The sequence below is a fragment of the Variovorax sp. OV329 genome (assembly GCF_900114785.1).
Taxonomy (GTDB): domain Bacteria; phylum Pseudomonadota; class Gammaproteobacteria; order Burkholderiales; family Burkholderiaceae_C; genus Variovorax.
This window is the reverse complement of record NZ_FOUG01000032.1, coordinates 17,727-30,605: the sequence shown is the minus strand read 5'-3', so window position 1 is coordinate 30,605 and position 12,879 is coordinate 17,727. Positions and strand designations below refer to the sequence as shown.

The following is a 12,879-nucleotide window of genomic DNA, read 5'->3' as shown; positions in this document are numbered from 1 at the left end:
CAAGAACTTATCCACACCGTGAGCCACCAGGCTCGCAAAGAGGGTGGGTCAATATTGGATGGAAATGCCGGGTCAGGATTGCATGGAACTCAACACGCGTGACAGCTCGATGCCCGATTGCAGATCGAAATCGCAGCTTCTCAGAATGAGTCGTTTGGCCGCGCTGACGCCCTCGGGATTGTTTGCCGAGATCTGAGACGCAAGCAGCAATGTGTCGTTGAGTAAGCGTTCGGGCGGTACGACAACTTCTGCAAAGCCCAGCGCAAAGGCTTCTTGAGCAGAGAACTGGCGACCGGTGAGGACAATCAAGCTTGCTCGACCACGGCCCACCATCTTCGGCAGGCGGACGGGAGCGCCTGCGCCTGGAAATGCGCCTACTTTGCTCACTTCGGGCAACGAGAATACGGCCCGTTCGGAGACCACGCGAATGTCGCACGCCAAAGCAATCTCAAAGGATCCGGCGATCGCGGGACCGTTGATCATTGCAATCACTGGAGCGCGCAAGGACTCGATCATCACTATGGCGCGCAAGAGCGCTTCACGCGCCGTCTGGGTCTGCTCGGGGGCAAGGGCAGCCCTTTCCTTCAGGTCTGCGCCTGCACCGAAAGTCGTGCCTTCACCCGTGATGATGAGCGCTCGGAGATCGCGGTCGTCATTGAGGCTTGTCAGGCAGGCTTCCAACTCGTCAGCCATCCGCACATTGATCGCATTTCGTTGATCGGGCCGATTCATCGCCAGGACGCTGACGTGAGGAACTGGATTTGTGACCTTGATCGTCGTCCAGATTCGCTCGCTCATGCCAAGCCTCCCTTGATCGATCCGGGCAGTTCAACCTCGGCTTCTTCCAGAAGTTCGATGCGACCCGTCCCCAAGTCGTACACGCCGCCCATCACAAGCAACTGGCCGCTGGCAATCAGGCCTTCGAGGATTTCCGATCCATGTCGCAGTTGCTCGACTGATTGGCAAACGTTCGCTCGGACGGCCGCCTGGATCAGCGCGCCACGATCCTGCTCCCGTTGCGCAGTTAGCAAGGGGGCTACCGCCGGTTCGATGCGCTCGGCAATGAAGCGCATGTGCGGGGAACGCGCCGCGGCGGGGCGGCGCAGCCTCTCCAGCGTGCCGAGAACGGCGCCGCAACCTGTATGGCCCAGCACCATGACCACGGCGCTGCCAAACTCAGCAGCCGCGTACTCGACGCTCCCCAGTTGAGAGGGCGAGACGATGTTGCCCGCGACGCGAATGACGAAGAGATCGCCCAGATCCTGGTCGAAGACGATCTCGACCGGCACACGCGAGTCGGAGCAGCCGATCACGATGGCAAATGGCTCTTGACTCGACACCGTGCTGGCGCGTCGCACGCACCGCAAGAATGCGTCGGCGTTGCCCTTTCCCGAGGCAAATCGTTCATTTCCTTCGCGCAGGCGCCGTAGCGCATCCTGGGATTTAGTCATGGCGATCTACCGTTAATTGGACGCAATGGAGTGCCAATGGATTCAGCGCACCGCAATGAGGAGCGCGATCACCAGGACCGCGAGGAAAACCGTCTCGCTAAGCATCAGAGCAATCGGCCTCAGCCCGACAGTTGCGAAGTCCTTGAGGTGTGACTTCATGCCGATGGCTGCCATGGAGATCACCAGCAGCCAGGTCGACAGGGCTTGCAGCGCATGCTGGAGCGCGGCGGGAATCAGGCCGGCACTGTTGAGGGCAACCAGCAGCGCGAACACCAGGACGAACCACGGCAGCAGAGGCGGCTTCGAGCCGGGCGATCCTCCGGCAAGGCGGGGTCGGCGGTAGACCAGCGAGATGAGAAGAATCACGGGTAGCAGCATCGCCACGCGCAGCAACTTGACGATGGTCGCGATGTCGCCCGTCTCCTTCGACATACCGTATCCGGCGCCCACCACCTGGGCGACGTCGTGAATCGTTCCGCCCAGGAACACGCCTGCCTCGCCGCCGCGCAGGCCAAGCAGTGCTGCGATGACCGGATAGGCCACCATCGCGAGGGTGGAGAGAGTGCTCACGCCGATCACGGTGAAGATGGTGGCGCGTTCCCTAACTTTGTCGTCCGCGTCCGCGGGGATCGCCGCCGCAATGGCCATGGCGGCAGACGCACCGCAGATAGCCACCGCGCCGCCGGTCAGCACGCCGAAGCGATTTCGATAACCCAGCACACGGGCAAGCACCAGGCCAAAGGCAATCGTGAGGGCCACGCTGAGCACGACCATCGCCACCGGCAAGGCGCCCAGCGCCGTGATTTGTCCGAGTGTGATGCGCACGCCCAGCAGCGCGACGCCCAGGCGCAGCAGTGTGCTAGCCGAGAAGCGGATGCCCGGAACGCAGCGGCCTTCGGTAGACAGAAAGTTCAGCGCCATGCCCAGCAGTAGCGCGAACAGCATCGCCGACATGCGGTAGTGCTCGGCCAGTGAGACGGCCGCCAGCGCCACCACCGCCGACACCAGAATGCCGTGAAAGTTGGTGCGGACGGGTTCGCGCCAGCCGGCCAGTGAGAGTGCAGTGTTCATGGCAAGTCGACGCTGAGCGCACCCGGCGCCAACGAGCACGCCAAGGTGAACATCACGGATTCACTCCGGCTTGAAGTTGATGGACCGCAGGATTTCGCCATTGCGCTCGAAGTCGGAGCGCAGGCCCTTGCTCATCTCTTCGACAGTTCTCGGCTGGCCGGCGTCCAGGCCAAACTCGGCCAGGCGTTGGCGTGTGGCCGGCTGCGCCATGACCTTGAGCGCCACTTCGCGCAGGCGCGCCTGCGCTGCCGCCGGCACGTCGGGCGTAACCCACAGGCCTGCCCAGGCGAGTGCCTCAAGCTGCGGATAGCCCAGCTCGGCAAAGGTCGGCACGTTGGGTAGCTGCGGCGAGCGCTTCGGAAGGCTCACGGCATAGGGCACGACCTTGTCCGACTTGATCAGCGGCAGCGCATTCGGAATGCCCGCGAACATCAGCGGCACATGCCCGCCGACCACGTCCACCAGCGCCGGCGGCGAACCCTTGTAGCCAACGTGCGTCATGTCGATGCCGGCCGCCTTGTTCAGCTGCAGGCCCATGATGTGAGAAACGGTGCCCGCGCTGTATGAGGCATAGCTCACCTTGCCCGGGTTGGCCTTCACGAAGCCGATGAGCTCCGAAAGGCTCTTGGCGGGCACGGACGGATTGCCCACCATCACAAGCCCGCCGCGCGCCAGTTCAGCAATCGGCCTGATCTCCTTGGCCATGTCGAAGCGCAGCTTCACGATGTGCGGGATCTCGCTGACGATGGCGTCTAGCGTGACCATCATCGTGTTTCCGTCGTGCGGCGCCTGCATCAGGTCGTTGGCGGCGAGGGCGCCGCCGGCACCGGGCTTCAGGTCGACGACCACGGTCTGGTTCAGTTCCTTGTGCATGCCGTCCGCCAACAGGCGCGAGACCACGTCGAGGCTTCCGCCCCCGGGGCCGGCGACGATGATGCGAAGGGGCTTGTCAGAGGGTGCCTGCGCCCAGGCGGGGGCGGCCAGGACGGTGCAGGCAGCGCCGAGGATGGCGCCGAGCGCGCGGCGGGTGAATCGATGGTTCATGGTTGGCTCCGGTTGTCTTGCGTTGTGATGAGGGGGGAGGCGATGAAAGGCTGCATTCAGATATAGGTGGGCCACGAGCGCATCTCGTGGTCGCCGATGCCGCCGTTGCGCGAGCGGCGGTGCGCGTTCAAGGCGTCGATGAGCCAGGTGCGGGTTTGCTCCGGTGCAATCACCGACTGGACGCCGAAGGCTCCGGCCAGCGCATAGGCCGAGGTGTCGCGCGCCATCTCGCTCTTGAGGCGGTCGAAACGCTCGGGGTCGTCCTCGCGCCGGATGCCGTGCAGCACGCTGACGCCGATCTGGGGGTCCATGAAGCTGACGTCTGCGCTGGTCCATGCCGCGACCACGTCGCTGTTGCGGCCGCCGCCCATGTTGAGGTAGGCCTGGCCGTAGCTTTTGCGCAGGATCACCGACAGCTTGGGCACGCTGCACAGTTGCAGCGCGTGGATCATGTTCATGATGTGTGCGGGTGCGGCCATGCGCTCGCCCTCGATGCCGACGAGGAAGCCCGGCGTGTCGACGAGGAGCAAGAGCGGGATGTTGAAGGAGTCGCACATCACCATGAAGGCACTGACCTTGCGGCAGGCCTGCGGGTCCATCGCGCCGCCCTTGAACATTGGGTTTGACGCCACGATGCCAACGCTCTGGCCGTCGAGTCGGGCCAGCGCCGTGACGGCCGCACGGCCGAAGCGGTCCTTGAGGTTGAAGAGGCTTCCTTCGTCGACGATGCTGGCGATCACCTTGCGCATGTCGTAGGTCTTGCTTCGCTCGCATGGCACCAGAGCGGCCAGGCCTGCCGCGTCCGGCGCAACCGCTTCTGCGCGCGGGAGGCTCGGCGCAAGTGCATCGGCGTGGGAGGGCAGGTAGCTGAGAAAGCGGCGGATTGCGGCCAGTGCTTCTTCGTCGCTGTTGACGACCATGTCCACCAGCCCCGTCTGTTCGGCATGCAGCTTCCAGCCGCCCAGTTCCTCGGGATCGACGGCCTCGCCAATTGCGAGCGAAGTGACGCGCGCGCTCGATACCGCCAGGAACGCGCCCTTGCGCATGACAACGAAATCCGACAAGCAGGTGTACCAGGTCGACGAGCCCAGGCAGGGGCCGAGCACGGCACTGACCCAGGGCGTTTCGCGCCGGCGGCAGTACTGCTGGGGATCTTGTCCGGCAGCGGCCATTGCCTCCGCGCCCAGGCTGTCGGGCACGCGCGATCCGCTCGATTCGCCCAGGAAGATGAGTGGCATGCCGCTGCGGTTGGCGGTCTCCTTGAGGCGGGCGATCTTGCGGATGTTGACTGCGGACGACGACGCGCCCTTGACTGTCATGTCGTTCGACACCACGGCCACCCGGCGGCCTTCGATGCGGCCGGTACCGGTGATCTTCGCATCGGCAGGTGAGCTGCCGCGGTCGGCCGGCACCACGGAGACGGCCAGCATGCCGGTTTCGTTGAAGGAGCCTGGGTCGAGCAGCTGCGCGATGCGTTCGCGGGCGTTGAGGTGGCCGCTGTCCCGGCGCTGCGCGAGCTTGTCCTGTCCGCCCATCGCCAGCGCGGTGGCGGTGCGGGCGTCGAGTGCCGCGCGCTGCGCTTCGTAGGTGGCCATGCCATTTGTCCTGGCATCGGCCGCGGTATTCACGCGTTCAAGGGTGGTACTCACTTGGCATTCCTTTCAGCGCATCGTGCGACCCACCGGCCCAAGACGCCGGGCCGTCGCCTGGTACGCGTCCTCAATCCAGGCGCACAGCAGCGGCCGGGTCGCTGCGGGTTCGATGATGTCCAGCACACCAAATCGCTCGGCGGTGCGCAGCGGCGACGAAATGGCGTGGTAGTGCGCCTCGAGCTCCAAGCGGTGCGCAACGGGGTCCTCGGCGGCGGCAATGTCCTTCTTGTAGGCGGCTGCAACCCCGCCTTCGACCGGGATCGAGCCCCAGCGCGCCGAGGGCCAGGCATAGCGGTTTGGCAGCGAGGTGCCCGAGGGGCCGTGCAGGGGGCTCAGCATGGCGCCCGCCAGTCCGACGCAGCGGCGCAGCACGATCGCCAGCCACGGTACGCCCGATTGCTCGATGGCATGCATCGCCTGCAATGCGGCGGCGATGGTGCCCTCGCGCTCGGCGTCGGCGCCGGTCATCACGCCCGGCTGGTCGGCCAGGTTGACGATGGGCAGGTGGAAGGTGTCGCACAGGTCGACGAAGCGCGCCATCTTCAGCGCCGCAGAGCGCGTGAGCGCGCCGCCCATGATCATCGGGTTGTTGGTCATCACCCCGACCGCGTGGCCGTTCAGGCGCGCCAGGCAAGTAATGGTCGAGCCACCGAAGTCGGGAGAGATCTCAAACAGCGAGTCCTTGTCGAAGATGGCCTTCAGGATCTTGCGCGGCTGGAAGACCTTGCGCTTGTCGGCCGGAATGGCCTGGTTGAGCCACGGGTCGCAGCGGTCGGCCGGGTCGTCGCAGGCCACGCGCGGCGGGCGCTCCCACACGTTGGATGGCAGGTAGGACAGGAAGCGGCGCGTGGCATCCATCGCCTCTTCCTCGGTGTCCACGGCCAGGCCGACTGCGCCGCTGTAGCGGTGCATGGCGTCATAGCCTCCCAGCGCCTCCTTGTCGATGTCGATGCCCAGTGCCTGCTTCACGACCGGCGGTCCACCGGCAAACACCTGGCTCTTGCCCCGGATCATGATGGCCAGGTGGGAGGCGCCTACGCGCACTGCGCCGAGGCCGGCGCAGGCGCCCAGCGCAATGCCGACCACAGGCACCACACCCAGCAACTGCGTCATCGGCAGCATGGGATAGCCGGGAATCTTGGTGTGGCCGAGCTTGTCCAGCAGCTTGACGCTGCCGCCGGCACTGTCGATCAGGCGCACCAGGGGCAGCTTGTATTCCCATGCGTAGCGGTCGGCGTAGATCCACTTCTCGGACACCGAGCCCTCGGAGGAGCCGCCGCGGATGGTGAAGTCATCGGCCGCGACCACGGTGCGCCGCGCGGCGATCTTGCCGACACCCACCACCGCGTTGCTGGGCGTGAAGCTCTCGCGCTTGCGGTCGACGCCGTATTTGACGGCGCCGGCCAGCGCGCCGATCTCGCCAAAGCTGCCGGCATCGAGCAGGCGATCGATGCGTTCGCGCGCGGTGAGCTTGCCCAGCGCGTGATGGCGGGCAACCTGCTCCTGGCCGCCCAACTCGCGCGCAATGGCGCGGCGCTCGGCAAGCTCCTGAAGGTCCTCGGCCCAGTCGCCCGTTTCGGGCGGGGTGCGCAGTGCGGTGTTCATTTGGCGATGTCTCCTTGGGGATGGCGCGCGAGGTAGGCGTCGCGCAGGTCGTTCTTGGTCACCTTGCCGGCGTGATTGCGCGGCAGGGCGTCGACGAACTCGATCACGCGCGGCTTCTTGTAGCCGGCGATCAGCTCGCCGCAGTGGCGCGAGAGCGTGTCTGCATCGCTCGCCTGGCCGGGGCGGCGCACGACGAAGGCGGCCACCACCTCGCCCCACCGGGCATCGGGCAGGCCGAGCACCGCCACTTCTGCCACCGCCGGATGGGTGTGCAGCGCGTCCTCGACTTCGCGCGCATAGACGTTGAAGCCGCCGCTGATCATCATGTCCTTGTTGCGACCCACGATGTAGAGGAAGCCTTCCTCGTCGAAGCGGCCCAGGTCGCCGCTGTAGTACCAGCCGTTCCGGATGGCTTCGCGCTCCAGGTCGGGGCGGCGCCAGAAGGCCACCTCGCCGATGCCGCGGTGGGCGATGGCAATCTCGCCGACTTCACCGGGCGCCACTGGCTGGCCGTCGGCGTCGCGCACAGTGATGTCAACGTCCATCGTCGGGCGGCCGCAGGAGGTGATGCGCTGTGAAGGCAGCCCGTCCTGCAGGTGGTCGTGCGGGTAGAGCACGCACAGAGGCTGCACCGCCTCGGTCATGCCGTACTGCTGGCGCAGGATCGGGCCCAGGCGCTCCAGCGCCTCGTGGACCATGCTCGTGGGCGTGGGAGCGGTGCCGTAGTGGACGCGCCGTAATGCCGAAAGATCGGCGCCAGGGTTGGCGGCCAGCACCTCAAGCAGGCGGCCCAGCATGGTGGGCACCACCATCAGCTGGCTGATCCGCTCGGCGGCGATCCGTGCCACCACTTCTTCGGCATCGAAGCGGTCGGCCACGATGTTGCGCGCGCCGCGCAGGTAGCAGGGCAGCAGGTGCACGCCCGCGGCATGCGTGAGCGGGCCGACATGCAGCATCGCGTCATCGATGCCCAGCCCGTATTCCATGGCGGCGAAGTGGTTGGCCAGCCGCGCCTCGAAGCGCTCGATGCTGTAGGCCACGCCCTTGGGCTGCCCGGTGGTGCCAGACGTATAGGCGATGCGCAGGAGCAGGTCGGCGGGTACCTTCAGGCGGGGCGCCCGGTCCGAAGCGCGGGTCAGCAGCGATTCGTAGTCCAGCACGCTGGCGTCCTGCCAGCCCACGCCGATCACGACGCGCAGCGTTGGCACCTGCAAGCGGACCTGAAGCACCGAGTCGCGGAACTCCGGCCCGACGATGAGCACCGAGGCCTGCGCGTCGTTGAGGATCGCGGCCTGCTCGCGCACCGTGTGCCGCGCATTCAGGGCCACGTAGGCCTGCGCGGCCTTTTCCGCGGCGAACTGGCTCTCGATGCTCTGCACCGAGTTGTTCAGCAGCACCGCGAGCCGCTCGCCGGGAAGTCGGCCCAGGCCGATCAGCGCGTTGGCCAGCTGGTTGCTTCGCCGCTCGATCTGGGTGTAGCTGAAGCTTTGGTCGCGAAACACAACGGCCGGGCGGTCGCGGAACTGGCCAGCAGCCCAGGAAAGTGCATGCCCTGCAATTCTTTCGGAACTCATTGAGAGATGTCCTTGATGGGATTGGGCCGCGCGGACTGAAGTTGGCGCACGGCCTCGAGCCGTGATGCGTGGATGAGCTTCTCGACAGCGGCGGCAGCGCTATCGATTTCCCCGGCTTTCAGTGCGTTCGCCATCGCACGCCAGCACTTTGCAGACTCGTTGCGGCGCGCCGGGGTCGCCAGGCCGAGCTTGGAGTAGCGGCGGGTCTGACGTGCCAGCGAAGACATGATGTCGCCCAAGCGGTCGTTGCCGCAGCCTTGGGACAGGAGGCGGCCGAGTCGATGGCTGACTGCGAGGTAGGCTTCGCCCGCGTCGGGCTCTTTGGCCAGGAGTTCGAGCTCGCGCACTTCGTCCTCGATGCAATCGATGAACCTGGTGTCCTGGCGGGCAAGGCCCCGCACCATGGGCCCGACGAGCTCGCGGCGGATCTCGAAGATGTCGCTGACCTCCTTGATCGTCAGCTGCGTCACGTGCGCGCCGCGGTTGGGCAGGATGCGCACGACCGCGTCGCTCTCGAGGATGCGCAGCGCTTCGCGCACCGGCCCCCGGCTGACCGCCAGCTGCTCGGCAATGGTCTCTTCACGGATGCGCTCGCCCGGCGCGTACTCGCCGCGCTCGATGGCCGCGAAGATGCGCCCAGCAATCTGCTCGGGCAGCGTCATCAGCTGGCGGTGGGCAAGCGCAGCCTTCATGCTTCCTCGAACACCGCGATGTCCTGGCCCTCGCGCACTGGTGCGCCTTCGGCGATCAGGATCTTGACCACGCGGCCCGATTCGGGCGCTATCACCGGAATCTCCATCTTCATGGACTCCAGCACCATGATCGTGTCGTCCGCCTGCAGGGCATCGCCCTCCTGAACCACGATCTTCCACACCGTTCCGGTGATGTCCGATCGGATCGTTTGTGTCGCCATGTCGTCTTCCTCAGAAAGTTTCCGACCCGCGCCGGAATGGTTGTACTGTACTCAACATTAAGATTGTTGACAATAGGACAAGTGACATGATTCAATACGGTCCATCGCAGCAGACGGCTGCACTGTCAAAGGCGGACACTCACGCCTGATCGGAGACACCCAATGCCCCTTTCACACACCGACGTACGTCGCATCCTCGAGATCCTCGACAGTGCGCAGCACCTGGAATCCCTGGACGTCACGGTTGGCGAGTTCGAGCTTCATGCGCGCAAGCCGGGCGCTGCGGCCTTTACACGCGAGCGTTCGGAGCAAGCCGGCAAGGCGGCAGCCCCCAGGCCTTCGGAGGCTTCACAAGTCCCTGCCGCCGACGCTGGCATTGCGACTCCGGCGGTCCTGACCGAGGTCCCCGAAGGCCTGGTGGCCGTACGGTCCCCGATGGTTGGAACCTTCTATCTGCGGCCCGCCCCCGACCAGTCGGAGTTCGTGACGGTGGGCGCCACGGTGCAGGCCGGCGACACCGTGTGCCTGGTGGAGGTGATGAAGATGTTCAACACCGTCAAGACGGAAATCACGGGCACCGTCGAGCGCATCCTGGTCGAGAACGGCAAGCCGGTGCAGCACGAGCAGATCCTCATGCTGGTCAAGCCGGTACAGGAGGCCTGAACATGAACGCGACATCCCGCATCCCCGTCGCCCAGCGCGACATCCGCCGCCTGTTCGTGGCCAACCGCGGCGAGATCGCCGTGCGCGTGATCCGTGCCTGCCGTTCGCTCGGCATCGAGGCGGTCGTAGGCGTCTCTGAAGCGGACACCGAAACCATGGCAGCGAAGATGGCCGACGAGGTGGTGGTACTGGGCCCGCCGCTGGCCTCGGAAAGCTACCTGCGTGCCGACCGCATCGTGGAGGCGGCGCTTGAAACCGGCTGCGACGCGGTGCACCCGGGCTACGGCTTCCTTTCCGAGCGTTCGTCCTTCGTGCGCGCATGTGTAGACGCCGGGTTGGTGTTCGTCGGCCCGTCGGCCGAGGCCATCGACGCGATGGGCGACAAGATCACTGCAGTGGGCCTCGCGCAATCCGCTGGTGTGCCCCGCGTGCCGGGCACTGGTGCGCTGGCGGATCTGGCGCATGCCCAGCGCGCCGGCGCTGAGATTGGCTACCCGGTGCTCATCAAGGCCACCGCCGGCGGCGGCGGACGCGGCATGCGGATCGTGCGCAACGAAAGCGAGCTCGAGTCGCTCATGAGTTCGGCCGCCAACGAGGCCAAGTCCGCCTTCGGCGACGACACGCTCTACATGGAGAAATTCATCGAGCACGCGCGCCACATCGAGATCCAGGTGATGGCCGATTCCCACGGCAACGTGGTCTACCTGGGCGAGCGCGAATGCTCCACCCAGCGCCGGCACCAGAAGCTGATCGAGGAAGCGCCTTCGCCGGCCGTGGACGCCGCCATGCGCCAGGCCATGGGCGAATGCGCGGTGAGCCTGACGCGCAATGCCCGCTACTGCGGCGCGGGCACGATCGAGTTCGTAGTCGACCAACGCGACAACCGGTACTTCTTCCTGGAGATGAACACCCGCATCCAGGTCGAGCACCCGGTGACGGAAATGATCACGGGCCTGGACCTCGTCGCCGAGCAGATCCGGGTCGCCGCCGGATTGCCGCTGTCCTTCAGCCAAGCCAACGTGCAGCTGCAGGGCCACGCGATCGAATGCCGTATCAACGCGGAAGATCCGGAGCGCAACTTCCTGCCTCGGCCGGGCCTCATCTCTCTGTGGGAGGCGCCCGCCGGCGAAGGCATCCGCGTGGACACCCATTGCTATTCGGGCTACACCGTGCCGCCTTACTACGACTCCTTGCTCGGCAAGCTGATCGTGCATGCCGACAGCCGGGACCTGGCCATCGGGCGCATGCGCGAGGCGCTGGGAGAACTGCGAGTCGAAGGGCCGACGACGACCGCGGGCTTTCATGAAGCGGTGCTTGCGCACGGCGACTTCCAGGCGGGTAAGGTGACGACCCGCTGGGTCGAGGAAACCTTCCTGCCAGAGCGCAAGGCGGCGCAGAAGGCTGCCGCGCAGGCTGCAAAGGATGCGGCCGCCATGGCAGGGGCCCAGAAATGACTCGCGAGCTGCGTTGCTGCGATGTCAGCCTGACTGACGGCCAGACAGCGCGCTGGGGTGGCGGCATGACCACTCCCATGGCGCTGGCCATTGCCAGCCGGTTGGCAGCCGCCCGCCCCGCGGCGATCGAGGTGGCTTCGGCCACCACGCTGGCGCAATGCGCCGCGCGCGGAGAAGACCCTTTTCAGCGTATCGAGCTGCTGCGCGAACGCTGCCCGGGCGTCGCCTTGCGCGCAGCCGTCTCGCTACTGACGGAACACGGCAAGCGAGGGGCGGACGTCGTGCCATCCGAGCTGACCGTGCTGCTCTTGGGCGAGCTGGCGCAGCGCGGCATCTCCGAGATCCTGTTGATCGATCCGCTCTTGTCCATCGAGCGCATCGCATCCGCGCTGCAGGAAGCGAGGGCGCTGGGCCTGCTTGCCATTGCCGCCTTGCCCTTCACCCTGGATGCGGAATGCACCGATGACGCCCTGCAAGCGCAGGCAAGGAGACTGGCCGCCGCCGGTGCCGGGCGCGTCATGCTTCGCGACGAAGCCGGTTTGCTGACCCCGGAGCGACTCGCTGCACTGTTGCCGGCGCTGCGCGCAGCGCTCGGCGCCGTGCCGCTTGACCTGCACGTGCGCTGCGTGACGGCGCTTGGACCGATGCTCGCGCTGGAGGCGGTGCGCATCGGCATCGACGGGCTCGACACCGGCTTCGCGCCGCTAGCAAATGGTCCGTCGGTGCCGGCCCTGGGCACGCTGCTCAAGTCGATGCGCCTGCTCACCCTCGGTGCGCAACCACCCGAGCAGCAGCTGCAGGACATCGCGCAGGCCGATCGGCAACTCGCCGAATTGGCCGACCGCCACGGCTTCGAAGCCGGCCATGCCTGGGTATTCGACCTCGCGCCCTATGCGCACCAGTTGCCCGGCGACGTTGCGGCGCAGTTCATGCGGCGACTGCGCGAACAGGGACTGGCGCACAGGGTGCACGCCTTCGCTAACGAGTGCGCGCTCATCCGCGATGAACTCGGTTCGCCACCAATGCTTGCGCCCTTTGCGCGGCCCATTGCCGAGCAGGCGCTGGCGCATCTCCAAGGCGGGCCGCGCTACGCCGAAATCCGACCCGGCGTACGCCGCGCCTTGCAGCAGGTCTACGGCGCCACGGCGGGATCGGCCGAACCGCGCCTCGTGCAACGTGTCGGCTGGCTGCCCGCGACGCAGACGACGTCGGCCGACGCCCTGCGCGCAGCGCACCCTCGGGTTGGCGACGCCGCGCTCGTTATCGCTCAGGTTTGCGGGATCGCGCCTGAGAAAGCGGCGGCTCCTGCAGTGCCCGAATCCTTGCGCTATGTGCCCACGGCGCCGGAGGACGCGCTCCTGGCCGGCCTCACGGCGCGCGCCGCACGCTATGCCCAGCTGGAGGTGCACGGCCCGGGGGTCTCGATCCAACTCCAAGGCATACAGGGCTGAA

The 12,879-nt window shown here is 66.4% G+C and carries 12 protein-coding genes; 3 read left to right on the top strand and 9 right to left on the bottom strand.

Features of this window, described 5'->3' with window-relative positions; translation table 11 throughout:
• Positions 1-72: 72 nt before the first annotated feature.
• Genes BM345_RS28745 through BM345_RS28705 form a run of 9 tightly spaced genes read right to left on the bottom strand, consistent with a single transcriptional unit; the run spans position 73 to position 9,310 of the window.
• Positions 73-798 (bottom strand): enoyl-CoA hydratase/isomerase family protein, encoded by a 726-nt coding sequence (locus BM345_RS28745; RefSeq protein ID WP_093387050.1) that lies wholly within the window; start codon positions 796-798, stop codon positions 73-75.
• Positions 795-1,451 (bottom strand): carbonic anhydrase, encoded by a 657-nt coding sequence (locus tag BM345_RS28740; RefSeq protein WP_093387048.1) that lies wholly within the window; start codon positions 1,449-1,451, stop codon positions 795-797. Before BM345_RS28740 ends, BM345_RS28745 begins: the two co-directional genes overlap by 4 nt.
• A gap of 42 nt (positions 1,452-1,493) precedes the next feature.
• A complete protein-coding gene (locus BM345_RS28735) occupies positions 1,494-2,522 on the bottom strand; it encodes a YeiH family protein (RefSeq protein WP_093387045.1) in 1,029 nt (342 codons plus the stop codon).
• Between the two features lie 60 nt (positions 2,523-2,582).
• Positions 2,583-3,566: a Bug family tripartite tricarboxylate transporter substrate binding protein gene (locus tag BM345_RS28730; RefSeq protein WP_093387043.1), complete on the bottom strand. Its 984-nt coding sequence runs from the start codon at positions 3,564-3,566 to the stop codon at positions 2,583-2,585.
• Between the two features lie 56 nt (positions 3,567-3,622).
• Positions 3,623-5,215 (bottom strand): acyl-CoA carboxylase subunit beta, encoded by a 1,593-nt coding sequence (locus tag BM345_RS28725; protein ID WP_254790047.1) that lies wholly within the window; start codon positions 5,213-5,215, stop codon positions 3,623-3,625.
• A gap of 12 nt (positions 5,216-5,227) precedes the next feature.
• Positions 5,228-6,823, bottom strand: coding sequence for an acyl-CoA carboxylase subunit beta (locus tag BM345_RS28720; protein WP_093387038.1), 1,596 nt, complete (start codon positions 6,821-6,823; stop codon positions 5,228-5,230).
• A complete protein-coding gene (locus BM345_RS28715; RefSeq protein ID WP_093387035.1) occupies positions 6,820-8,397 on the bottom strand; it encodes a class I adenylate-forming enzyme family protein in 1,578 nt (525 codons plus the stop codon). Before BM345_RS28715 ends, BM345_RS28720 begins: the two co-directional genes overlap by 4 nt.
• Complete coding sequence (locus BM345_RS28710; protein WP_093387033.1) at positions 8,394-9,089, bottom strand: GntR family transcriptional regulator; 696 nt, start codon at positions 9,087-9,089, stop codon at positions 8,394-8,396. Before BM345_RS28710 ends, BM345_RS28715 begins: the two co-directional genes overlap by 4 nt.
• Positions 9,086-9,310 (bottom strand): biotin/lipoyl-binding carrier protein, encoded by a 225-nt coding sequence (locus tag BM345_RS28705; RefSeq protein ID WP_093387030.1) that lies wholly within the window; start codon positions 9,308-9,310, stop codon positions 9,086-9,088. The genes BM345_RS28710 and BM345_RS28705 overlap by 4 nt, the downstream gene beginning before the upstream one ends.
• A 162-nt stretch (positions 9,311-9,472) precedes the next feature.
• Between BM345_RS28705 and accB the strand changes: the two genes are divergently transcribed.
• The 3 genes from accB to BM345_RS28690 are packed head-to-tail and all read left to right on the top strand — an operon-like array spanning position 9,473 to position 12,878.
• Entirely contained in the window at positions 9,473-9,973 is a 501-nt protein-coding gene (accB, locus tag BM345_RS28700; protein WP_093387028.1) for an acetyl-CoA carboxylase biotin carboxyl carrier protein, read from the top strand.
• A 2-nt stretch (positions 9,974-9,975) separates the two neighbouring features.
• Positions 9,976-11,427 carry an acetyl-CoA carboxylase biotin carboxylase subunit gene (accC, locus tag BM345_RS28695; RefSeq protein ID WP_093387025.1) on the top strand — a complete coding sequence of 484 codons (1,452 nt, stop codon included), beginning with the start codon at positions 9,976-9,978 and terminating at the stop codon, positions 11,425-11,427.
• Positions 11,424-12,878 (top strand): acetyl-CoA carboxylase biotin carboxylase subunit family protein, encoded by a 1,455-nt coding sequence (locus BM345_RS28690; protein ID WP_093387023.1) that lies wholly within the window; start codon positions 11,424-11,426, stop codon positions 12,876-12,878. Before accC ends, BM345_RS28690 begins: the two co-directional genes overlap by 4 nt.
• Position 12,879 lies beyond the last annotated feature (1 nt).

Coding starts and splice junctions, on each gene's coding strand:
- BM345_RS28715 (WP_093387035.1), bottom strand. CDS start 8,397: ATGAGTTCCGAAAGAATTGCAGGGCATGCACTTTCCTGGGCTGCTGGC.
- accC (WP_093387025.1), top strand. CDS start 9,976: ATGAACGCGACATCCCGCATCCCCGTCGCCCAGCGCGACATCCGCCGC.
- BM345_RS28705 (WP_093387030.1), bottom strand. CDS start 9,310: ATGGCGACACAAACGATCCGATCGGACATCACCGGAACGGTGTGGAAG.
- BM345_RS28710 (WP_093387033.1), bottom strand. CDS start 9,089: ATGAAGGCTGCGCTTGCCCACCGCCAGCTGATGACGCTGCCCGAGCAG.
- BM345_RS28740 (WP_093387048.1), bottom strand. CDS start 1,451: ATGACTAAATCCCAGGATGCGCTACGGCGCCTGCGCGAAGGAAATGAA.
- BM345_RS28745 (WP_093387050.1), bottom strand. CDS start 798: ATGAGCGAGCGAATCTGGACGACGATCAAGGTCACAAATCCAGTTCCT.
- BM345_RS28735 (WP_093387045.1), bottom strand. CDS start 2,522: ATGAACACTGCACTCTCACTGGCCGGCTGGCGCGAACCCGTCCGCACC.
- accB (WP_093387028.1), top strand. CDS start 9,473: ATGCCCCTTTCACACACCGACGTACGTCGCATCCTCGAGATCCTCGAC.
- BM345_RS28720 (WP_093387038.1), bottom strand. CDS start 6,823: ATGAACACCGCACTGCGCACCCCGCCCGAAACGGGCGACTGGGCCGAG.
- BM345_RS28730 (WP_093387043.1), bottom strand. CDS start 3,566: ATGAACCATCGATTCACCCGCCGCGCGCTCGGCGCCATCCTCGGCGCT.
- BM345_RS28690 (WP_093387023.1), top strand. CDS start 11,424: ATGACTCGCGAGCTGCGTTGCTGCGATGTCAGCCTGACTGACGGCCAG.